This window comes from Bradyrhizobium sp. BWC-3-1 (genome assembly GCF_032917965.1).
In the GTDB taxonomy this organism is placed as follows: Bacteria; Pseudomonadota; Alphaproteobacteria; order Rhizobiales; family Xanthobacteraceae; genus Bradyrhizobium; species Bradyrhizobium canariense_D.
On record NZ_CP136625.1, the window covers coordinates 2,032,114 to 2,052,718 of the forward strand.

A 20,605-nucleotide genomic window follows, 5' to 3' on the forward strand; every position below is an offset into this window, starting at 1 on the left:
GTCTGTCCAGGTCCGACGGGTTCAGCCCTCATGCCCGATCGCTGGGGCGATCTGCATCTTCCGTGCCAAACCACCGCTCTGCTGTGCGCGGTGGTGAGACTAGGTCCTGCGCACGTTCCCCTGAAGATTCTAGAAGCCGCGAGCCGCGGCTAGGCGCGTGATCTCAAGCACGTCGGCCGGATAGATCCCCCGGCGCAACAGCTTCTAACTTCGACGGGAATGCTCCCATTGTTGGCCTGCTTAACGTCAGCAAGGACGGCAGCGGCTATGCTGAAATCCTCGCGCTGGGAACATTGTTGAGCGAGAGCGGCAAGCAGGTCGCCGGGCGCCCTCTTCAACCAACCCGCCTAGCTCTCGCTTTTCTCGACCGGTCAGTTCGAGCTCTCACGCACCAGCCGGGCAATTCTGCGCGGGCCATCCCACACCTCTACGGCAGGGTACGTGTCGAGAAATTTCTCGGCTCGCGTTCTGGCGCCTTCATCGGTCGGACTGTCGATTTGATAAACCACGCGAGCAACGCCGGATAAATCGACCACATGCGCAAACGTACCGCATGGCAAACTACCGGAAGCTACAATACGACTCCGCCAACTGAGGCGGCCTTACTTCATTTTCCCTTGGACTTTTTGACGAGCGCCCGCTGGTCGCCGATGTGCTCGTGACAACCTGCGGCGCCTCTCCTCTCTTGGAAGGGGTCAACTCCCTTTCGGGATTTTATTCTCCGTCCCGAGCATTCCATAACGAAGTACGACAGTGCCAAGATGGACCCAAGCCTTAGGAGCCAACCGCGTGAGTGGCGAGCCAACGCCTTCGGGCTCGAGAACGCGCGCGAGAAGGATTCGAATCCCCTGCCGGTTGCGCTGCGTGTTCGTTCCAACATCACAGATCCGGTCCCATTGGCCGGCTCTGGTTCTTAAGCCTTTGATCCAGTGCTTCTGCAGCTGCCGCACTACCGGCGTTGGTGGCCTTTCTTGGAAATTTAGGACAGTGCTCCAGAACGGGGCGGCCCGTTTCGATTTCCGACGCTCGCGATCTGCGGTTTTAGCGCTGTGCCGCGCCTCAATTCTCGGCAGATATTAGACGTGGTGATCCGCTCTCAGGGAACGCATTTGTAGACGCGCACGGCTCTGCGACTGCTACCGGACGCAGTTCTCCGAGCAGCATCATTTCGCAATCGCATTTCTCGCACGCGGGCGGTCGCTGAATACGGTTGTTGGTTCGCATGGCCGTTGGAGCGGTACCCGATCCTCGGGCGGGCGGGACACTTGGGAATCTACGGGGATGCCTAAGACCATAGTCGCGCCAGGACGCTCCATTACTGTTTTGGCCGCGCTGCGATGGGCTACTTGTTCAACAATATCCCCATTGTTCGCGTCATTCGCCTCACTGATCCGGCGTGACGGCCCAGTCCGGCGGCAATCTTCGACACGCCAGCTCGCGCCGGGCCAGCTTGGACAATTGCACCTCCCGGTCGGTCCATTCTTTTGGCTTTGGTGTTTTCATGTTGCGGGACTTGGGGGAAATTTACGGGTTGAAGTCGCCGTTGGCCAACACTGCGAGTACGGACGGGTATCGGGATTGTCGGCTCGGAACGGAAGTCAGAGAAGGAAGGGGCTCTGTCCGAAACGGCTACTCGGAGAAAAGAGCTATATAGATTCGGTCTAGGACGGTCGGTCTTGCGGCACCATTCGAACAGCACCGTCAGGCCGGTGGTGCGAGTGCTGACTTCGATGACCGTACCGGTCTTGTGGGTCAACTCTGGGAATTGAATGATCCCCAGCTCGCTCATCTTGAAACGCGTGCCGACAACAAACCTATCGGTCCTCGGAGCGGTCATGGCTTAATCCAAACTTGTCTCATTGCGAACCGACGAGACGCTTCTCTGCAATGGTGCCCTTTGCCTTTCCGATGACAAACTGAACGCCGACCTGAGCCCCATCGACCCAAATCAGCTCGCACCGCCGAAATGCCAGACCGGTGGAGGATAGGACCAGAAAGAATTCCTGCGCCTTCAGGGGCTCGACTGAACCCTCGACCTCAAGTTTGGCGCCGCTTCCAGAGGCGTCGAGAAGAATGCAGGTTCGCCGCCATGTCCCATCGACACCCATGATGCTGACGATATGCTTGTGCTCAAAGCGAACACGGTTCGCTTGTCGATTGTCTCTCATCATTTGCAATCCCCAATCCAAATTATTTGGTTCGAAATAGGTGCGCCGCCTCCCTGCGTGCGGCCTGAATAAGGTCGCCAAAAATGTCAGGCAGTCTCTGGCACAAGGGACTTGTCTCAGATTTCCCCGGTAAGGCCCGGCGAAATCGCAGTAATGACGACGTCGTCACAAATCGTTTGCAGGTCGGCCATTTTGATGTTGGTTCGTCGAAACGTTGATCAAAAAGCGATTACGAAAAATATAGCTACACGCGAGGGACTGCCATGACAACCATGGGCCACGCCGACCTCTGTAGAATGTCCGTGTTCAGAGTTTCACGCCGAAGCGCTTAAGAAAAGTTTATCCGATTGTGAGCAGCCTGGTTATATTATACAAGTTGCATACAGAACGCTATCGAAATTCGGCAAAGCATTGGTTTGCGACCCGGTTAAGGGCTTGGTTACTGGTCAGTGTCACCATTACGCATAGGCCGCCATATGCGGCAGCGCATTCTGAAAACAGTCAAATACTTCGACGCGCCCGGTCGGCGGTCTCTTGTAGGAGAGGCCCAATGTTTAAGGGCTTCATGGTGGCAGTTGTGGCGCTGATCAGTACAGCGCAGGTGGATCAACACCTAACCCACGGTCGGTACACCGACGCGGCGATCGCTATACTGCGGCAAATTCGTCATGCGTTTGGATTTTAGATAGTTTTTTTGCAACGGAGACGCATCATGGACGGCCTCTCATGGGCCGATCTCGATAGCGATGAACAACGCGCAATTGCGATATTGGGAGCCGGTCTTTCCATCGAGCTTTGCCAGCCACTTGCTCTCCGGACGCTAGGTCGGCTCGGTCTGACCATAGGGTCTCATTTGACGGTTGCTGGAGACGCTTTGCGGAGAAATGCCGTTTTGAAGCGTTTAGCAGGGTAAACATAGGACTGCGCTCGGGCATGCCAAACGCGATTGAACTCATCGTAGACGGTTACGTTAGCTTGAATGACCGGGGGGCTCTTGACGATTTGCGCATGCAGCGCCGGAAGCTGGCCGTAGACCTAAAGGCGCGCACAGGTTTTGATTATCAAGCAACGATCCAGCAGATCGAAGACGATATCATCGTGATCGAGGCTGGGCTGGCGCGGTTGGATGCGGCAACGAGCTAACCTCCCGAAGCCGTTCGTGTTCAAATCTGCGATTGAAGACGCGCAAGAGCGCGGGCGATGGCCCCTTGGTTGCTGGGTGAAAGTTGCATATGGAAAACACCGGCTCGCGACCTACTCGACGTCAATCATTCCCGCCTTAGTAATGCGCAGTTTTCCGGACGTAGTAATACCCTTGTGCCTGAACGGCCGCTTTGATTCGTCGCTGACCTTGAGAACTCTTGCTCTGCTCTTGCGCCACTTGTGTGTAGAGTAAAGCAGGGGTACGGCAGAGCCTGTACTCAGAACGAGCAAGTCGCGCTTGCTGCTGCGATAGACATCATACATTTCGCCCCCGCGATCATGTTGAAGTAAGCAATACATTTTGGTCGTCTCCCTGGACGAGCTTAGTATCTCGAATGGCTGCGCGGGTTGTACATCTGCAACGCCCTGCGGCGGCGCTGTCGCGCGCAGGCGATTGCGGTGGGCACGCGCTCTACCGTTGCGTTGGCGGCTGCATCAGTCGCAGGGCGCATGCTTCTGCCGGGCGAGCCTGTGCCGTCCGTCAGCTGAGCAAGCGGTCGCGCTTGCGTCATTGGTCTGCAAGTCGGCTGAGGCGCTCGAGCGGTTTCTCGCTTTCGCCGAGCAGCAGGCCCGTGATCTGCTCGCACCTCATGTGCCGATCATCATGGCCTTGAGCATCGTGCTGAAAATTCGCCGGACGTTGACGGGCGCGGAGATCGACGACGTGATCGCAACGACCGTCGCGGGTCTCCAGTTGGCGGCCGAGCGGAAGCGCCGCGCCGACTGGCGGAACGCCGAATTGACAGCTGCGCGCTTTCGCGCGGAATGTGATCCGCTTGATGCCGCAGCCCGTGCCACATTCTGAACCAGATCGGATGCGGTAATCGGCGACATCAGTGATCAGAAGGCGCGGCGGATGTAAACCGGCCTGATGATCTTGAAGGGCCACGACGTGCAAGATCGTCGGGGCCTTTGTTGTGTCGGCGTCGTTTCCATCAGTTGATCGGCTCAATGAGCGGCTTGCCAAGACCGTGCGGCCTACTTCCGCCGAAACACCTCCGTACACCACGCCTGCTGATCTTCGGGCTTGCCCACAAAAGCACACGCAAAAGGGCCGCCGGTTATTCCGGCAAGTTTTCCAGTTCCCGTGACGGTGTTCTCGCCTGTTGCCTTGCCGTCGATAACCGCGATCGTAAACGGCCCCTTTAGTTGGTCGTCGCCCTCGCCCCACGTGAGTTCGCCCTCACCCTTACCGGTCTGTTGCGTAAGACTATAGGTCCCCGAGGCAGGTGCCATGTGCAGAGGACCGCTGCCCGTGTCGTTGAAGGTGATCCCCCACAGAGTGCCGTAGGCAACACCTTTTTCCACGCGTTCTTGGATCAGCTTCCACCCAGCGTGGATTTTGATTGTGCCCGCGTCGTCCGCCAATGCCGGCGTTACCGAAGCGGCGACTAACATTGAAGCAAGAAAAGCCTTCATTTTGCAGTCTCCGTTGGACTTGGGTCCGTGCAAACGCACACGGTCCATATGGTATTTCCACCTGAATGACGCGCCCATGACCTACAGCAAAAAGTCCGAGGCGCTGAGATTGAGGTTGGTGCCAGTTAACTGGATCAGAAAGTCCGCTGTCGTATTGCCATTCACATCGGCCTGCACGAAGGTATTCCCGCCGCTCTGGCACCAAGTCACGCTGTTAGCAACGGCGCCGCTGGTTTGACCGGCGAATGCAAATGCCTGGTTGCCGTTCTGGAAGCGTTTGCGTCGATCCCGGCAAGATCAATCTTGTCGATGCCATGAACGAAACCTTGTACGATATCAAGCTCGGCGGGCGTGCTGTCCGCGAAGGCGGAAAAGACAAACCTGTCGGCTCCGGTGCCACCGGTCAGGATATCCGCTCCAAGACTGCCGATTAATTTATCGTTGTCGCCTCCTCCATTGAGCACATCGTTTCCGGCAAGGCCGGATAGTGTGTTTGCTCCGCCATTGCCGATGATGTTGTTGCCCAGAGCATTGCCGGTTCCCCGGCTGCCGCTAGTAAGCGTCAGGTTCTCAAGGTTTGCACCCAGCGTAAAGCTAACAGAGGACAGCACGGTATCAGTGCCCTCGCCGGAATTTTCTATTACCACGTCAGCCGCGTTATCGACCACGTAGGTGTCGTTACCTGCACCGCCCGCCATAATATCCTGCCCCGACCCGCCGTCGAGGTAGTCATTTCCCGCTAGGCCCTGAAGTTTGTCGTTACCGGCCAGCCCGTACACGAAATGTGCGTCGCCCGTTACGGTGAGTGTGTCTGCCCTGTTGGTACCGGTGATCTCAACGTGAACCTGGGCAATTTCCACGTTGCCAGTGTATGGGGCCCAAATCGGACTCGATGGGTCACCAACTGACTGTAGGTTAAAGGATATAGTTGAAGGATGCGAACTTACGAGGCCGCTTGTATCTTCAAAGCCCAATTCTTGCCAGACGAAGCCTCCACCACTTCCGTCAAAGTTGAAAAAGAGCCCGCTGTTTGTCGCTGACAAGTCCGTCCCAAACAACGAAAAAGACTCCGTTCCCGTAATCGTCCAGGTGTAGGAGCCATTAGTCAAAGTCAGGTTCGCATTCGCGATATCAGCCTGGGATAAAACGCCCAAAGCCCCATCCGTTTGAATCGATCCCTCGACCGTACCGGTCCCAACCGAGAGGTCTACATCGTAAGTGGTCATGGTTACGCCCTCCATTTTATGAGATGGGTTGGTTGTAGTTGCCGGCGTGCCACGTGACCTCGAAATGCCCGTGAGGCAGCGTCGTCACCGTGGGCCTAGTCTGATCTCCGGCCGTCGTGCTGTTGACGATGAAGTCGCTTGATTGAACGGCCATGCAGACCTCCTGAACAGGGAAATGGCTATCAGGTCCGAGGGCGCACACCTATACGCACGCGAATGCGGGGACATTCAGAAAGGCGTGAAGTTGTGAAAGGGCCTGCCGATGGCACCAGCGCTGCCACTTTGAAGAAACGGAGAGTTCGGTATGTCGCCGTTTTGCGGACAGCAGATGGCAGGAAATGCCTGCCTCCCAGCGCCTGTACTCTCGGTTTAGCTGGAAGACAATATGCCGAATGCACACACAAGAAGGAATACAGTTCCCGCTTCGGAACTGTAGTGGCCATCTATCCCGCTACTTCTAGAAGTTTATCCAGATCGCCGCTGTATCGCAGGATGCCGCGGGTTCTTGATTTTGATTCAGTGTTTACATCGGCCGGTGACGTAAGGTCGGCCTCGACGCTTAGACACCAGTCCCTCAAGCCCAAGTTTGCAGGCAGTTCGAAACAGATCAGGCCCAAGTTCGCCGCGTTCAAAAGGATTGATGAAGACACCTTCAGGACGCCGCGCCAGCAGACGTGCCAAGTTGCTCTTTCGCAGCGAGAAGGGCAGCATGCGAAGGTCATCACCTCCTTCGGCGAGAACACGATAAATGAAGCCTGCTTGTGCAACCAATCGCCAAGTATTCTACGGCTGTTCTTCAAGGATCAAGTTCACCGTCTCTTCTTGCCTGCTCGCCTTTTTGACTTCAGAACGTCGGCTTGGCTTGTGAAGGCGCGTGCTAAGGCTTGTAGTTCCTGAGATACCTCAGCATCCGCGACTGTCTTTGCAGCGCGCGCGGCCTTTTCAGCTTGCTTCCGCAGTTGTTTGATCTCCTTCACCATCGAACACTCCGTTGCGCATCAGACGTTTGGCCGCAGATGATTATATCATCCCGCCGCCCGTGGATAAGTCGGGTGTCAGGGTTAGACCGGACCCGGCGCCGCGCAAGGTTGGACCGCTGCTTTTGGACCCCAAACCGACGTAGCGCCCCCGAACGTTCTTGTTCTGGCTGCGCCCGCTAAGCCTGAGCTTTCGATAGGGCATTCAGCAAGTCGTCCTGTGCGAACGGCTTGCGCAAATAGGCGATGCATCCGGCGTCCATCGCCTCGTTGCGCGTGGCCTCGTCGTCGCTCGCGGTCATGAAGATGACCGGCCACTTCGATCCCGATGCCGCAAGCCGGCGTTGCAGCGCGATCCCCGAAATTCCCCCGAGGTGAATGTCAAGCAGCAAGCAGGTTGCCGTCTGCACGCTGTCGCTCTCAAGCAGCGCCTCGGCCGAGGCAAACGTACGGCTCTCGATGCCGTGGCGCGCCAATAGCCGCGCCACGCTCTTAAGAAGGCTCGCATCGTCGTCGATCACGACCACAACTGTCCGCTGCGCCATCATATCCGTGCCCAGCCTCTAGGCGTAGATGACCTCCAAGGGAGCGACCAACCCTTGATCTGCATCAACGGAAAGTCCGCCGGGCGCTGATGTCATCGCTGGGGCTTGGGGCGCGCAGACGCAGTGGCCGGCCGCAACTCCATGCTGGACACGCCCGCTGTAATGTTCACGCCCGTTTGACCCTGCACGGACAGTGGCTGCAAAGCGACCGTGCGGTCCGAGCCGCCGATCAGGAGGTTGGCACCCACTCCGGCGCCGACCGTACCGCCAGCGGTCGCACCCGCATAGGTTCCCGCCAATCCGCGCGGCGCAGTGTGGTCGGGGAGGTGATCGCGGCCCGGTGGGAAGGCCGCTACAGGTCACCTCCGCGCGGCCGAAGTCTCTCCGCGAGATCATGAAGGAAGGAAAGCAATGAGCGCGACTGACCACTGGTAAGTCGTGCGACATGCGGATCTTTTCTTTACAGGCGTCTCTGGTTGCTCAAATATCTTCTACGGTGGGTCTCAGGGTATCCACCTGGTGCCCCCTCCACATCTGTTACAGGTAGGGAGGCTTCTATGATCCTATTCAGGATAGTCTTCGCACTAACCGCTATCTTGCTAAGCAGAGATGCATTTGCGGAGTCAGGGATGTGGATCGGGACAGCCCCATTTTGCTATGGGTCGCCAGCAGACTGCACTGATCTGGGAATGACATACGTGAAGAGTGATTCAAAAGGGAACGGTGGCAAATGCTGGACTGGAACGAAAGTGTATTGTTCAGGTTATCCCGCCCCTGAAATTGCATTCATGGGTTATGATGCTTGTGACGGTTTTCAATGTCATCGAACGATGTGCGGTTACAATCCCAGTCCGGGTCCGAGGGTAATCGCAAGTGAGTCTTGGTTCTTCTGTCCTGTCTGCGTCAGTGCAAATGTTAGAACGATCATGAGATTGAACAAAGTTCCTAGCGCACAGATTGCGCGTGCTTGTCCGTGGCGATATTTCTAGGTTCGTGATCATCGGGCAGTGCGTAGGTCAGCCACATGATTCCCTTTTTCTCCGATGCAGGTCCGATCCTCGTCGCCGCCGTTGTGCTTGCAATCGCGGCATTTGGATAGGTAGTCACCTAGCGTGGGGAAGATGATGCCGGGAGCGGCATCGCTCGAATTTTCGCCGACGTTCAGCGTTCGCATCGACAGGGTGATCGAACAAGTTGGCTACTTCCGGTATTGGTCCATCTGCGACCTAGGACCCCATCCTTAACGAGTACGTGCCCTAGTCCGGCGCCGGACCGCGAAATAGTCTGTTAGCTTGTGCGTGTGAAACTTGGGGCGTGCCGATGACCGCCGATTGCGGCACATGGAATGGGAATGCACGGCCCCGGCTGTTCCTCCCAACCTGCGGCTGGGGCCTTTTGAACTTGCGTTGCATCGTTCAACCCGGTCCACAGCCATGTTCAGAGGCATTGTTATCGCGCTATTTGGGCTGACCATTCTTTCGCAGATCGATCAGGCACTCTTCTAGGGCCGCAACACCGACGCCGCGCTTAGGCCTGTACGGGAGATTAGTCGCGGGTTGGGGCTGTAGGTCAGCCGTGCTGCGCTCATCGGATCGTCGTCCGAAATTGTTACTCGGACAGAGGAGCTATATAGCTTTGGTCTAGCACGGTCGGTCTTGCGGCACCATCGAACAGCACCGTGATGCCGCTGGTGCGGATGCTGACTTCAACAACCGTGCCGGTCTTGTGAGCCAGATCTGGGAATTGAAGTACCCCAAGCTTGCTCATTTTGAAGCGGGTGCCAACAACAAACCTGTCGGGCATCTGAGTGATCATCGCTCGATCCGAACTCGTTTTATTGTGAACCAACGAGACGTTTCTCTGCGCTCGTCTTGCCCCTCGCGTTTCCGGTGACAAACTGAACCCCGATGTGAGCTCCATCGATCCAAATCAGATTGCATCGCCGAAATGCCAGACCAGTCGCGGAGAGAACCAGGAAGAATTCCTGCGCCTTTAGAGGTGCGATTGACCCTTCCACCTCAAGCTTGGCACCGCTTGCAGAGGCGTCCAGCAGAATGCAGCTTCGCCTCCACGTCCCATCGATGCCGATGATGCTGACCGCATGCCTGTGGTCAAACCGAACGCGGTTCGCCTTTCGATTGTCTCCCAACATCTGCAATCCCCAATTCAAAATCATTTGCCTGAAATAGGTGCGCCGCCTCCCTGCGCGTGGCCGCAATTAGCAAATCGATCCTCTCCGACTGAGCCAGTAAAGTCGTTCTGGTTGTTTCATTCAATTTGGCCTGCCCGAGGATCAATCGGATACAACCGTTGGCGAGTTCAAGACTGAAGATGGCCTGACGGATGTCATCCGTTGTTTGAATTTCGAGAGCCTGAACTTGCGACAACAGAGCAGCGATGTTCGCCAAAATGTCAGGGGGTTTCTGACACGAGCGATCTCTCCCAGATTTACCCCTGAAATTGCAGTACTGACGACATCGTCGCAAATCTCTTTGGCGGGTCGGCCGTTATGACGTTGCTTCTTCGAAAGTAGTAAGGAAAGCACAGATGAAAAATGCAGGTGCACGCGAGAACAATGGGACAGGCCCACTCGGACTATCTTGCCATGACAAACACGGCCACCGCCGTCTGCAAGGAATGCTCGTGTTCAGGATGTTACGCGTGCACGGTTAACAAACAATTTGTAAGGTTGCGAGCAGCGGGTATTGTAGTATGCAAGTTGCATAGAGAAACCTATCGGAATTTGGCAAGACCCGAGGATGGCGGGTTGGTTAGCCGTGATGCTGTAGAGATTGCAGATGTGGACGGCCCCCCACTTGTCAGGATTGTAGCAGACTTCTGGCCAGATCGCTTGCTATCAGATGTCCGGCCTGTTTGCGCGGACAAAGTCCGCTGGCCAAGATGGTGTTCGCTACGCACGCTCCAAGCACATGGGCGACACTCGTGGTGCCAGTGTAATCTTCGGAAGCTCGCGCGTATCGACCGATCGGTCCTTCCATCTACTGCGTCCTGCAAGTTCGTGGTTAATCCGACGAGCAACCTCGCTCGCGGTCCGATTTCAGATCAAGTCGGCATGGCTGCTACCCGCTGATTGTACACGCCGCCCGATATCATCAAGCGCCAAGCGATGCGGGCAAACTTGTTGGCCAATGCCACCGCAACCAACTTCGGCGGCTTTCGCTCCAGCAGTGAGGCGAGCCATGGTGTTGGCTTATGACGACCCTTGCGGACGTGCCTCAGCAGTGCGGTGGCACCGACAATCAACGTCGATCGCAGTACAGAGTCTCCAGCCTTTGTGATTCCGCCGAGTCTTTGCCGGCCGCCAGTTGAATGATCCTTGGGTGTCAGTCCGAGCCATGCCGCAAAGTCGCGCCCCGATCTGAACGTCTCGGGCGGTGGTGCCTTCATGCTGAGCATCGACGCCCCAATCGGACCGATGCCGGGAATTGTCGCAATGCGCCTGCTGATCTCATCCTCGCGATGCCACTTCATCAGCTTGGCCTCGATCTTCGCCAGGCGGGCTTCAACCGCGGCATACTCGTCCGCCTGAAATCGGAAGAGATCCCGCGCCATTTCCGGCAGGCTATCGTCTTCCAGCACACGTTTGATGAGTGCGGCTACGTTCTGCCGGCCAGCGGGGCCGACGATACCAAACTCAGCGGCATAGCTTCTGAAAGCATTGGAGAGCTGAGACTTCACGGTGACCAGGCGTTCTCGGACGGTCATCAACATGCAAGCCGCTTGCTGTTCCTTCGATTTTACCGGTACGAACCGCATGCTGGGCCGGGTGACCGCCTCGCACAGCGCCTCGGCGTCGGCCGCGTCGTTTTTGCCGCGCTTCACGTAGGCCTTCACATACTGAGGTGGGATTAGCTTTACCTCGTGTCCAAACGATTGCAGCAGGCGCCCCCAATGATGCGAGCTGCCGCAAGACTCTATGGCGACGAGAACTGGCGGAATCCGTTCGAAGTAGCGGATCATCTCGGCTCGCCGAAACTGACGCCGAACGACCACTACCTCATTCTCATCAACACCGTGAAGCTGGAACACCGACTTCGAAGTATCCATGCCGATACGAACGGGAATATTCATTAGACTTTCCTCTCATCTTCTGTGACGCCGAGAGCGCCATCAAACCGTGGGGATGCGAGGCCGTCCACACCAGCACATGGAGAGAACACCAGCCGCCGACCTACTCGACCTAGATCATCCGCTCCTTGGTGACCCGCAAGCTGCGAACGTAATAGCCCTGTCTCTGAACGGCTGACTTGATTTCGTCGTTGACCTTGAGAACTCGTTTCCTGCTCTTGCGCCACTTATGTGCAGAGTAAAGCACGGGTACGGGAGAGCCTGAACTGAGAACGAGCAAGTCGCGCTTGTCATTGCGATAGACATCAAACATCTTTCGCCCCCGCGATATCATGTTGAAGTAAGCATCAAATATTTTTTTGGTCGTCTCGACTGACGAACTTAGTACCTCGAATGGCTGCGCGGGGTTGTAAATCTGCAACGCCCCCGAGTTTTGGCCCGATGCATCCAAATGAGGGCAAACCTGAGATAGCCCCGGCAGCCTGTGAATTGCGGGGACCAACGCACCAACTCTGCTCTAGATCAATACGAGCTGGCTGTCGATGAGATCGTCGCCGCTTGTGACGGTGATCTGCGCGGCGCGCTGCGAGCGCTGATGCTCCTGAATGAGCAGTTAGAGCAAGAGCTGGCGCTCATGAGCGGGGTCCGTCCTCCTAACCGGCGACTTCATTAAAGTAAGTTGTGCTTGCGTATTGACATGCCCCACCACGCATCCGGCGTCATCCTGCTCTCAGCTTGGGTCCCGCCGATCGCCGGTTGATCCAGAAGCACGCCCGGCATCGGCGCGTGGTTGCCGGCATAGCGGTTGACTGGCCCCATGAGGCGGGAGGACGCCGGAGACCACCGAGCGGCCGTGGCTGCGAGACGACGACAAAGACACCGTCCGCCATGACAACTGAAGACGAGCGCGCCGCATTCTTCGCGCTGATGGAGCGCGCCAACCGCATTGGCGCCCTGCCGGAGCACGTCGAGGACATCGATCTGGACGACCTGCGCGCCGTCGCTGATCTGAAGATGGTGCCGGCTGAATTCCTCATCGCGATGAGGCGCGATTGATGCGTGGACGGAGTGACGCTGCACGGTGAGTGAGTTGCCGGATGGCTGATCCCCGGTAATGCCCGGATGTTGCGGCGAAGCGGCACGGGCGGGAATCTGGTGGGTTTTTCATACAGATCCGGCACGATTAACAGGTGGGGGCCTGTTAGTAAGTCTTTCACGTGCCTGCGATGTGCGTTGCGTCGAGTCGGCCCCCGGGTGTCCAATGACCCTCATGTGCTCACGCTGATTCGTAACGGCCTGAGGAACGGTCCGGTAACTGCTCTCGTTTCAGCTCTTAGAGGAAGAACGGTTACAGCGCATGCGCCGCAATTCAGCGCGCATGACGGATGGTGGAGACTTGATCGATGGGATGACGTTAGCCGCGTCAGGGGCGTGCGGTCGGCCCCTGATAGCGTAAAGGCCTGCATCACCTTGCTCGTGATGCAGGCCTCTGACCGCGCAAACCGGTTCCGGTTGGGACTCGGCACGACGCGGGGGCGCACTTAAAACTCGCATGTTCGTCCGAGCTTTTCAATCGGACCTCCAAAACAAATCCTGTGTGGAGGTTTACGAATGCGTAAACGCCAAAAGCACTGGGTGCGTTCCTACGTTCGCGTTCGCCATCGGCGGCCCGAGCATGTGCGCGCTCACTATCGGCCCAAGGACTAGGTCCTGAGCTGCTTGCGGTGATGGGCTTGCGTCGGCGGCTCTGGACAGTCTCACCAATAGTGATTCCTCTTTCGGAGCGCGGGATTCAGGCCCCGCGCTCCGTGCAGAATGGGGTTGACCGTGATGCTCGATTGGACGTTTTCGAACAAAGAGTTTCACAACGGGAGAAAGGTGAAGGGAACCTATTTTCGGAGGATCAACGATATTGACGTTGCCCTCGATAAGTATGGGGCTCACCATCTTCCGCCCGCTGCCAAATTTGTCGCGTACTACTGGGCTTGCGAAAAGCTCTGTCGAGCGATCATTGGAATCGCAGATGAGATTCCGGCGGCCGAACAAATGCCCGAGGACAAGCTGGCCAAGCCGATCAAAAGCCACTTTCACGTTCAAAGCAGGCTATTGAAGCTCAACATGCCGTTCGATATTGAGTGGCTGAAGCTGCTGTTTGAGCGACAGCAGAATGCAGTGCAGCCTACGTCGGCCAAACGAATACGCGATCGGCTCTTTCATGATTTCGGACCGACGCAGGTTGACCACGTCCTGCAAAACGAGCCGACGCTATTGCCGATCATGCTGGAATTTTTGAACCTTCGAACTCAGATCATTCATCATTTGGAATCGTTACAGTCTGTCGTGGCAGACCCTCCATGGTGAGTGTGCTGAGCCGGCACCTGCGTTGCCTAACCTCTTGAGCGTTCCCCGAATCGAAGAGGAGCTTGATTGTGAGCCGCTATGCGTCTGCGTTCCGAGCTTCGTTGTCATCGCTTGGAATTGACACTGGTCCGAGAGCTTTCGCAAAACTAGGCAGCACCGCGTTGGCCACGATACTACTCGCGTGGTTGGCTCCGACCGACAACATTTGGGTAAAGGCTGCGGTGGGTGGGATAGCCTGGATCATCATTCTAGCAGCCGTCTTTTGGTGGTCGTACTTGAGATACAAGCCCGAGCCGATCAAGGCTGAGCTAAGTCCACTTTATACTTCAGCAGGCTTGAACCATTTCAGATCGATACAGCGCGCTGAATTCGACGAGATATCGCGACTTACCGAACAATCCGCGCGGCTTGGTGCAGCAATGTCAAAACATGACGTCACCACTGAAGCGGGCCAACGTGCGTTGCGAGACTTAGCGCTTCAGAAGAAGCCGATCGATGAGAGACTTGCAGTCCTGAAGAAGCAGCAGCGCCGCATCGGCTTCTTTCGCGGGTGACGGCATTATTGCCGATATCGATCCGGCCGGTTGGCATGGTTCATCTCGGCAAACACCTTCGTCAGCTTTTCCGCACCCTGCCTCGCTTTGAACGCTACCCATACCGACTTGAACCGCGCCATGGCTTCGTCCAGCGTCTTGGCATCACCGGAGGATGCACCCGGGATCGGGACGATGATGGTCCAGAGCCACAGGCCCGCCGCGTGCTCGCCCGTGTAGCGGATGCGGCCGATCAACTGGCCGTCATCGTGGACCGTGTAGTCGTCGGGATCGATCAGACGGAGGGTGAGCATTGGTGGTCGCGCTAGGCGATTTGCTACCTGGCCTTCCGTTCATTCATGGCTGTTTCAACTTGGTCTGCGAGGACGTTCAGATGATCAGCGAGGCGGCCAAATAGCTCCTGCTTCGCCTTGTCGGTCGTGAGATCACGGATGAGCGCACAATCCGCTGCATCTTTTCGGAGCTTTTCGAGCTGAGTTTGATAGTCCTGCATGGTCGAGGACTTAACATTTGTTGTGGCAGGAATTTGTTAACCGGGAAAATCTGGTAGCCCGGGGCTGGCAAAGCCATTTCAGTTCGGATTTATTGAAACCCGGAAGCATGAGGGGCCGCTGTCTCACGACGGCGGCCCTTTATTTTGCGGCCCTCGTGGCCGACTTCCCTTGATCCACCTTAACAGTTCAGCGGCCGCCCGTCGCGACCATCCCGTCCATGAACCGCCGCCCCAACGAACCGCCACCCAAGCCCAAGCCCCCCGCCCAAGGCGTGGCGGATGGACGAGGCGTTGCGCAACATCGAGGACTATGTCGCCGATCTGCGGGAACTCAGAAAGCTGAGAGGGAAGCTGCATTGATCCCGGCAGGGCGATCATGCACGTCTCATTTAGCTTCGATGTCGTTAAGGGAAGCTGGCATTCTTCTCTGCGTCGCCCACGGCTTCTATCAGGACCGGGCATTTTTCATAGGCCTTAGCCTCGCCTGCCTCAGTCCCCCGAAGTTCTCTGCACTCACCGCCGTCAAAGAACCACTTGGTCTTTCCAATGGCGACAATCACTTTGCATTTGGGGCATTGCACCTGCATCTGTTGATTATGCACGCGAGGCGGGAGGGCATCAAGCCGCCGCCATCCGCTCCTCAAGCATCCGCTGCGGTCCTGATGATGATCCGCCGCAAGCTCGGCCGCCCATGGGTCGAGCATGGGTGAGGCGTATGGATGCAAAATATTTTTTGGATATCGGATCGGGACACAACGGAGGACACAGCCGCGCCGTTGCGTTGATTTCGTTAGGTTTTTTGCCCTCCGCGAAGCCCTGCGCAGTGAAATGCCAAAGACAGCCAGCGCGATAGGTGCTGGGCTGACACCCCCAGGTTGGGGATATCCGTCACGCCAGAAGACATTGGACCTGTTCGATGGCTTGCCTAGGAACATTCTCGATGATGCGCCGCAACTCGGCCGCAACACCATCCAACACCGCGCGCTTTTCCTTCATGCGCTTACTGTGATTGTAGACCTTGCCGGTGACGGTTGGCACGATCTGTTCGGATTTCTTGCTCGCGGCGTGATCGAGGCACTTCGCGATCCAGGCATCGTCAAAGCCGAGATCGCCGGCCAAGGTCGCTGCCGTCCGGCGGAGGTCGTGCGGCGTGAACGGCTCGAGGCCGAGCAGCTCGCAAAGGCCGGCGGTTTTGGTCTTGTCTTTGTTCGTCTCGTGCTTGGTGCCACGCAGCGCGTCGGCCATTGCTTTGCGATGAATCGGCTGGCCCTTGTACATGGGGCTCTCAAAAACAAACTGCTGATCATTCGAGGCGAGCGCCTCCTTGATAATCTCGATCGCCACACCAGACAATGGCTGCTGGATCACCCGCCGCTTCTTGACCCGCTTGAGGGGCACGTCGAAACGTGGGTTGTCGCCGTCGAGGTCGAATAGCTCATCCCGGCGTGCACCGAGCAGCTCGCGGGAGCGCAGCATGGTTACGAGTTCGAACTTGAGCGCCAGCCGGGTCCGGCGGTCCCAGGGTAGGTCGTCGCGATCAAGACCGTGCCAGAAGACCCTGATCTCCTCCTCCGATAGGACTCGGGTGCGGGGGTGTTCCGGGTCGAGCTTTGGGAGATTGACGCACGGGCTGGCCGTTACGTAGTCGCGTCCTGCCTCCGCCGCCCAGTTGAATAGGCCCGAGGCGGCCTTGCGCATATGACGTGCGTTGCTGACGGAGGGCTTGCCGAAGTTCCCCGTGACGATGTCGTTCGACAGCGTCGCGATGTCATGCTTGGTGACGTCTCTCGCGAGTGTTTTGCCAAGCCTCGTACCGAGAAACCGGCGCAGGTGGCTCGCCGTATTTTCCCAAGCCTCCAACCGGGGCCGCATCTCGCCATCCGGCTTCTTGACTGGCGTCTTCATCCAGTCGATCCGCTCCTCAATGATCTCGGCGACTGTCTTGCCGCGCTTCGCCGCTTTGGCCTTCTGGTCCCGGAAATTCTCGGCGAGGGCCCCGGCACCCAGTCCCTTGAGGCCGTAGACCTTGCTGCGGGCGTCCTCGACGGTGAAGGTCTCGGGATTGTAGACGCCGAGCCAGCCGGTACGCTGCTTCCCGGTCTGCCTGTTGGTGAACTTGTACGAGAAGGTCGCCACGCCCGCCGCCGTGATGCTGACGTAGAGACCAGGACACTTGCGGTCGTAGAGCTTGGTCCGCTTGGCGACCCGCTTCTCGCAAAGGCGGTCGGTCAGGATGACGCTGCTATTGCGGCCGCGCTTGCCAGCGGTGTCCGCGATGATGGTAGTATCCATGTGGTTTCGGCTCCTAAGGCTTGGGACCAAAGGGCTCGGCTTTGAGGCTTTCAGCTTGTCGTGCGGACCGCTGGAAGGCTTAGGGCCGGGCCCTTAATTTGGTGAAGCCCGCTGAAACAGCCTGCATCAGGGTAGTCGAAAAACACTTGTTTCAAAGTCTTTTGTTAGTTTCGGCGTGTTTCACCGGATGCCAAAATATAGACGTGTGGTCCTGGCCGTCGTTGCTACGGTCAAGCCCTGGCGAATGCGGCATCCGCGTCAACCGGCGCGGTGCCGGTGACTTTCGTTGGGGTGAGGGAGGCCAGCAGGAACTCGGCTCCCGGGAGAGCACGGCATAAGCCGTCCAACCATCGCGCAGGGAAGGCCGAGTGATTGGCTACACCTGTATGCTGCTGTGCGGTTTCCTTGCGCTACATTTTCGCGCAGCGGACCGCGGGTGCCAGCCGGCACCCGGCCTTCCCTGCGCCCTCTTGGACAAGAGGGTGGAATGACCAGGCAAAGCTGGGGCGAAACGCCGCGAGGACGCGAAGGCGTGTCTACGGCTACACACTCTCTGTCATCGCCCGGCTTGATGTTTAGACCGGAGACATAGCTGACGCCTGTTCGGACACATCACTGACAGTTTGGCTGCGCGTCAAGTCGATTGATCCGACCTGCCAACTGGCAAAGAAGATTCCGTAGCGGCCGTCGCGGTCGAGCGGCCTCACGGCCAGCTGCTCGCCGCAGAAGGCTTGAGGGACTTTCCACATTTGCCCTTTGAAGGCGATGTAGCTCCGCGTCGAGGAGACGGTGCGAACGATCTCCCCGGCGTCGTATTGGATCTTCGGCACACGATCCGGCATGGCGCGTAAACTGGGCCGGTAGCGATCGGCGGGAATGCCCATGCCCAAGCTCTCGTGGGGCCGCTCCAGATTGTAGACCGTTCGCCAGCTATCGAGGGCACGCTGGACTTCCGCCAAAGTGCGGAACGTGCGCAGAGCGAACACTTCTGCTTTCAAGCTGCGATGGAAGCGTTCGTTCTTGCCTCGGCCCTGAGGATGACGTGGCCTGGCATGGACCACCCTGACGCCGAGCTTGAGCAGCCATACCTTCAGCGCAGTCCAGCGAACGCCCGAGGTGTCGCCCCAGGGAGAACCGTTGTCGAGGTAGAAGGCCTCCGGCAGCCCATAGCGTCGGAAGGTGTCGGTCAGATGCCTCTGCACATCAGGTCGCTGCTCGTTGGCGCACGCCTTCAAACACAGCGCATAGCGGGAGTGGTCATCGACCATGGTTAGCGGATGGCAACGCCTTCCGTCGGCAAGCGGCATGTGGCCCTTGAAGTCCATCTGCCAGAGTTGATTGGGCGCGTCCCTCTCGAACCGGTGGCCTGAAGGGCTCGGCGCGGCTTTCTCGCTCGGCTTGATCCGTTCGTTCCGGCACAGGATCCGATGCACTGTGGAGGGCACCGGTACGGTCTGGCCGCCGCGCTTCAGGCAATGGGCAATCTTGCGCGCTCCCCAAGCCGGATGCTTGTCACGCACAGCCAGAACCCGCGCCTCGACCTCAGGCACGCTCCGCTTGGGCATGCTCTTGGGCCGGCGCAACTGATCCGCCAGTTCATGATCTCCAGCCTGCCAACGCCGCAGCCATTTGTAGCCCACATCAGGACTGATCCCGAACCGCCGGCACAACTCCCGCCGGTTCGCCCCTTCCTGCAACGCAAGCCGCACAAACTCCCGTCGCTGATCCATCACCGACACCTCGTTCCAGGGCATGGAAGGCCTCCCGAATCGACCATTCCAGCCCAGTTTGAAGTGTCAGCTATGTCTCCGAACACCTGTCAGTGATCTGTCCGGTCTAAACACAAGCCGGGCGATCCAGTATTCCGCGACGGTGGCGTGGGCGGGATCGCAAGGCGGCGACACCGGTAAGCTCGGCATCATCGGCTTCTGCCGCGGCGGACGCACCGTCTGGGAATATGCCGCTCACAGGGGCAGCCTCAAGGCCGGCGTCGCCTTCTACGGTCCGCCGGTCGATCCAGCCAATCGGCCGTGGCCGAAGAGCCCGATGCAGCTCGCGCCCGAGATGAAGGCACCGGTGCTCGGCCTCTATGGCGGCGCCGATACCGGCATTCCCGTCGCCCAGGTCGAGCAGCTCAAGACAGCCTTGGAGCAGAACAAGAAGACGGCCGAGTTCAAGATCTATCCGGAAGCGCCGCATGGCTTCCATGCCGACTACCGCGGCAGCTATCGCAAGGACGCAGCAGAAGATGCCTGGAAGCAGGCCCAGGCCTGGTTCAAGAAGTATGGCGTGTTGAGCTGACGCTTGATCATGATCCTCCTTCCCCCGCTTGCCACAACGCATCCAGGGCGTGGCGGTAGGTCGGATAAGCAAGCGTGACGCCGAGCTCGCACTTCATTTTCGCGTTGGAGACGCGGGCGCTGCTCGCATAGAAGCTGCGGGCCATCGCCGACATCTCGGCCGTCTCGAACGGCTCTTCCGGCGGCGGTGCAACATTCATCAGCTTCGCCGCGTAAGCGATCACCTCCTGCGGCGGCGCCGGCTCGTCGTCGCAGACGTTCCACGTGCCGCCGCTCGGGTGATGAATCGCAGCCATGATCGCGCTCGCGATGTCGTCGACGTGGATGCGGTTGAACACCTGTCCCGGCTTGATGATGCGCCGCGCCGTTCCAGCGCGCAGCGTCACCAGCGCGTTACGGCCGGGGCCATAGATACCCGCAAGCCGCAGGATCGCGGCGTCGCCACCGGTCGTGTCGGTCCATGCCTGTTCCGCCGCGACCCGCATGCGCGTCCGGTCGAGGTCCGCCTTCGGCGGCGTGCTCTCGTCGACCCAGCCGCCGGCGTGATCACCATATACGCCGATCGTGGACAAATAGACGATCTTGCGGTCGCCGCCCGCCGCCAGCAGGCCCGAGAAGGCCGCGATTGCGGGATCGCCGGCACTGCCGGGCGGGATCGAAACGAGAAGGACATCCGCGTCCCTCATGCGTTCGATCGTCTCGCGTGCCGGACTGCTGCCGGAGAAAGCATGCACCTCGACGCCGGCGAGAGCGCCCCGCTGCGCGGGATCGCGCACCGTGCCGGCGATATGCGAGAAGCGGCCACCGAACAGGCGGACGAAGTGCCGCGCACTGTAGCCGAGGCCAAGGATAAAGAGCGGCATACATCTTCCTTGCAGGTCGGAGTTCCCGTTCGCGCCGCAGCGCGCCTCCGCTCATAAGAGATTTTTGGGTCCGGCAAAAGATATTGCAATTTGTCTCGCCCGCCTGTGCAGGCGA

The 20,605-nt window shown here is 58.3% G+C and carries 24 protein-coding genes and 2 pseudogenes; 8 read left to right on the top strand and 18 right to left on the bottom strand.

Annotated features, from left to right (window positions below; translation table 11 throughout):
* Nucleotides 1-1,856: 1,856 nt before the first annotated feature.
* Entirely contained in the window at nt 1,857-2,171 is a 315-nt protein-coding gene (locus RX329_RS09920; protein WP_085394172.1) for a PilZ domain-containing protein, read from the bottom strand.
* Between the two features lie 547 nt (nt 2,172-2,718).
* Here RX329_RS09920 and RX329_RS09925 point away from each other — a divergent pair.
* Both RX329_RS09925 and RX329_RS09930 read left to right on the top strand, forming a co-directional pair.
* On the top strand, nt 2,719-2,853 hold the full coding sequence (locus RX329_RS09925) for a hypothetical protein (RefSeq protein ID WP_317245797.1): 135 nt from the start codon (nt 2,719-2,721) through the stop codon (nt 2,851-2,853).
* 248 nt (nt 2,854-3,101) lie between these two features.
* Complete coding sequence (locus RX329_RS09930; protein WP_085394173.1) at nt 3,102-3,311, top strand: hypothetical protein; 210 nt, start codon at nt 3,102-3,104, stop codon at nt 3,309-3,311.
* Between the two features lie 111 nt (nt 3,312-3,422).
* On the opposite strand, the pseudogene RX329_RS41905 reads toward RX329_RS09930, so the two are convergent.
* Nucleotides 3,423-3,635: pseudogene (locus RX329_RS41905) on the bottom strand (hypothetical protein).
* Between the two features lie 37 nt (nt 3,636-3,672).
* Here RX329_RS41905 and RX329_RS09935 point away from each other — a divergent pair.
* Nucleotides 3,673-4,176 carry a hypothetical protein gene (locus tag RX329_RS09935; RefSeq protein WP_317245798.1) on the top strand — a complete coding sequence of 168 codons (504 nt, stop codon included), beginning with the start codon at nt 3,673-3,675 and terminating at the stop codon, nt 4,174-4,176.
* 173 nt (nt 4,177-4,349) lie between these two features.
* Here RX329_RS09935 and RX329_RS09940 read toward each other — a convergent pair whose 3' ends face one another.
* The 11 genes from RX329_RS09940 to RX329_RS09990 all read right to left on the bottom strand — a co-directional run bounded on the left by RX329_RS09940 (nt 4,350) and on the right by RX329_RS09990 (nt 11,940).
* On the bottom strand, nt 4,350-4,790 hold the full coding sequence (locus RX329_RS09940) for a hypothetical protein (protein ID WP_143275336.1): 441 nt from the start codon (nt 4,788-4,790) through the stop codon (nt 4,350-4,352).
* 206 nt (nt 4,791-4,996) lie between these two features.
* A complete protein-coding gene (locus RX329_RS09945; protein WP_317245799.1) occupies nt 4,997-6,016 on the bottom strand; it encodes a calcium-binding protein in 1,020 nt (339 codons plus the stop codon).
* A gap of 16 nt (nt 6,017-6,032) precedes the next feature.
* Entirely contained in the window at nt 6,033-6,170 is a 138-nt protein-coding gene (locus tag RX329_RS09950) for a hypothetical protein (RefSeq protein ID WP_161495100.1), read from the bottom strand.
* A gap of 655 nt (nt 6,171-6,825) precedes the next feature.
* On the bottom strand, nt 6,826-6,996 hold the full coding sequence (locus RX329_RS09955) for a hypothetical protein (RefSeq protein ID WP_201263783.1): 171 nt from the start codon (nt 6,994-6,996) through the stop codon (nt 6,826-6,828).
* Nucleotides 6,997-7,172: 176 nt separating this feature from the next.
* On the bottom strand, nt 7,173-7,538 hold the full coding sequence (locus RX329_RS09960) for a response regulator transcription factor (protein WP_410706285.1): 366 nt from the start codon (nt 7,536-7,538) through the stop codon (nt 7,173-7,175).
* A 92-nt stretch (nt 7,539-7,630) separates the two neighbouring features.
* Nucleotides 7,631-7,837 carry a DUF992 domain-containing protein gene (locus RX329_RS09965; protein WP_245329402.1) on the bottom strand — a complete coding sequence of 69 codons (207 nt, stop codon included), beginning with the start codon at nt 7,835-7,837 and terminating at the stop codon, nt 7,631-7,633.
* A 1,309-nt stretch (nt 7,838-9,146) separates the two neighbouring features.
* Complete coding sequence (locus tag RX329_RS09970) at nt 9,147-9,353, bottom strand: hypothetical protein (RefSeq protein ID WP_317245800.1); 207 nt, start codon at nt 9,351-9,353, stop codon at nt 9,147-9,149.
* A 19-nt stretch (nt 9,354-9,372) separates the two neighbouring features.
* Entirely contained in the window at nt 9,373-9,714 is a 342-nt protein-coding gene (locus tag RX329_RS09975) for a PilZ domain-containing protein (RefSeq protein ID WP_317246401.1), read from the bottom strand.
* Nucleotides 9,650-9,946 carry a hypothetical protein gene (locus RX329_RS09980; protein ID WP_162496259.1) on the bottom strand — a complete coding sequence of 99 codons (297 nt, stop codon included), beginning with the start codon at nt 9,944-9,946 and terminating at the stop codon, nt 9,650-9,652. Before RX329_RS09980 ends, RX329_RS09975 begins: the two co-directional genes overlap by 65 nt.
* 655 nt (nt 9,947-10,601) lie before the next feature.
* Nucleotides 10,602-11,630, bottom strand: a complete 1,029-nt coding sequence (locus RX329_RS09985) for an IS110 family transposase (RefSeq protein ID WP_317245582.1) — start codon at nt 11,628-11,630, stop codon at nt 10,602-10,604.
* A 109-nt stretch (nt 11,631-11,739) separates the two neighbouring features.
* Nucleotides 11,740-11,940: a hypothetical protein gene (locus RX329_RS09990; RefSeq protein ID WP_317245801.1), complete on the bottom strand. Its 201-nt coding sequence runs from the start codon at nt 11,938-11,940 to the stop codon at nt 11,740-11,742.
* Nucleotides 11,941-12,111: 171 nt separating this feature from the next.
* Here RX329_RS09990 and RX329_RS09995 point away from each other — a divergent pair, with 171 nt between their 5' ends.
* From RX329_RS09995 to RX329_RS10010, 4 genes are all read left to right on the top strand, one after another.
* Complete coding sequence (locus RX329_RS09995) at nt 12,112-12,300, top strand: hypothetical protein (protein ID WP_085394180.1); 189 nt, start codon at nt 12,112-12,114, stop codon at nt 12,298-12,300.
* A 215-nt stretch (nt 12,301-12,515) separates the two neighbouring features.
* A complete protein-coding gene (locus RX329_RS10000; RefSeq protein ID WP_161495101.1) occupies nt 12,516-12,683 on the top strand; it encodes a hypothetical protein in 168 nt (55 codons plus the stop codon).
* 765 nt (nt 12,684-13,448) lie between these two features.
* Nucleotides 13,449-13,988 (top strand): hypothetical protein, encoded by a 540-nt coding sequence (locus tag RX329_RS10005; RefSeq protein WP_161495102.1) that lies wholly within the window; start codon nt 13,449-13,451, stop codon nt 13,986-13,988.
* 68 nt (nt 13,989-14,056) lie between these two features.
* Entirely contained in the window at nt 14,057-14,542 is a 486-nt protein-coding gene (locus RX329_RS10010) for a hypothetical protein (protein ID WP_143275339.1), read from the top strand.
* Between the two features lie 5 nt (nt 14,543-14,547).
* On the opposite strand, the gene RX329_RS10015 is transcribed toward RX329_RS10010, so the two are convergent.
* From RX329_RS10015 to RX329_RS10030, 4 genes are all read right to left on the bottom strand, one after another.
* Nucleotides 14,548-14,835, bottom strand: coding sequence for a hypothetical protein (locus tag RX329_RS10015; protein WP_317245802.1), 288 nt, complete (start codon nt 14,833-14,835; stop codon nt 14,548-14,550).
* A 23-nt stretch (nt 14,836-14,858) separates the two neighbouring features.
* The gene (locus RX329_RS10020; RefSeq protein ID WP_201263784.1) at nt 14,859-15,035 is read right to left on the bottom strand and encodes a hypothetical protein; all 177 of its coding nucleotides are present in this window, start codon (nt 15,033-15,035) and stop codon (nt 14,859-14,861) included.
* Nucleotides 15,036-15,923: 888 nt separating this feature from the next.
* Complete coding sequence (locus RX329_RS10025; RefSeq protein ID WP_317245803.1) at nt 15,924-17,327, bottom strand: site-specific integrase; 1,404 nt, start codon at nt 17,325-17,327, stop codon at nt 15,924-15,926.
* A 575-nt stretch (nt 17,328-17,902) separates the two neighbouring features.
* A complete protein-coding gene (locus RX329_RS10030) occupies nt 17,903-19,081 on the bottom strand; it encodes an IS481 family transposase (RefSeq protein ID WP_317244478.1) in 1,179 nt (392 codons plus the stop codon).
* Nucleotides 19,082-19,193: 112 nt separating this feature from the next.
* Between RX329_RS10030 and RX329_RS10035 the strand changes: the two are divergent.
* A pseudogene (locus RX329_RS10035) lies at nt 19,194-19,628 on the top strand (dienelactone hydrolase family protein); the annotation flags it as partial.
* A 7-nt stretch (nt 19,629-19,635) separates the two neighbouring features.
* Here RX329_RS10035 and RX329_RS10040 read toward each other — a convergent pair.
* Nucleotides 19,636-20,490, bottom strand: coding sequence for an SDR family oxidoreductase (locus tag RX329_RS10040; RefSeq protein WP_317245804.1), 855 nt, complete (start codon nt 20,488-20,490; stop codon nt 19,636-19,638).
* Nucleotides 20,491-20,605: the final 115 nt, after the last annotated feature.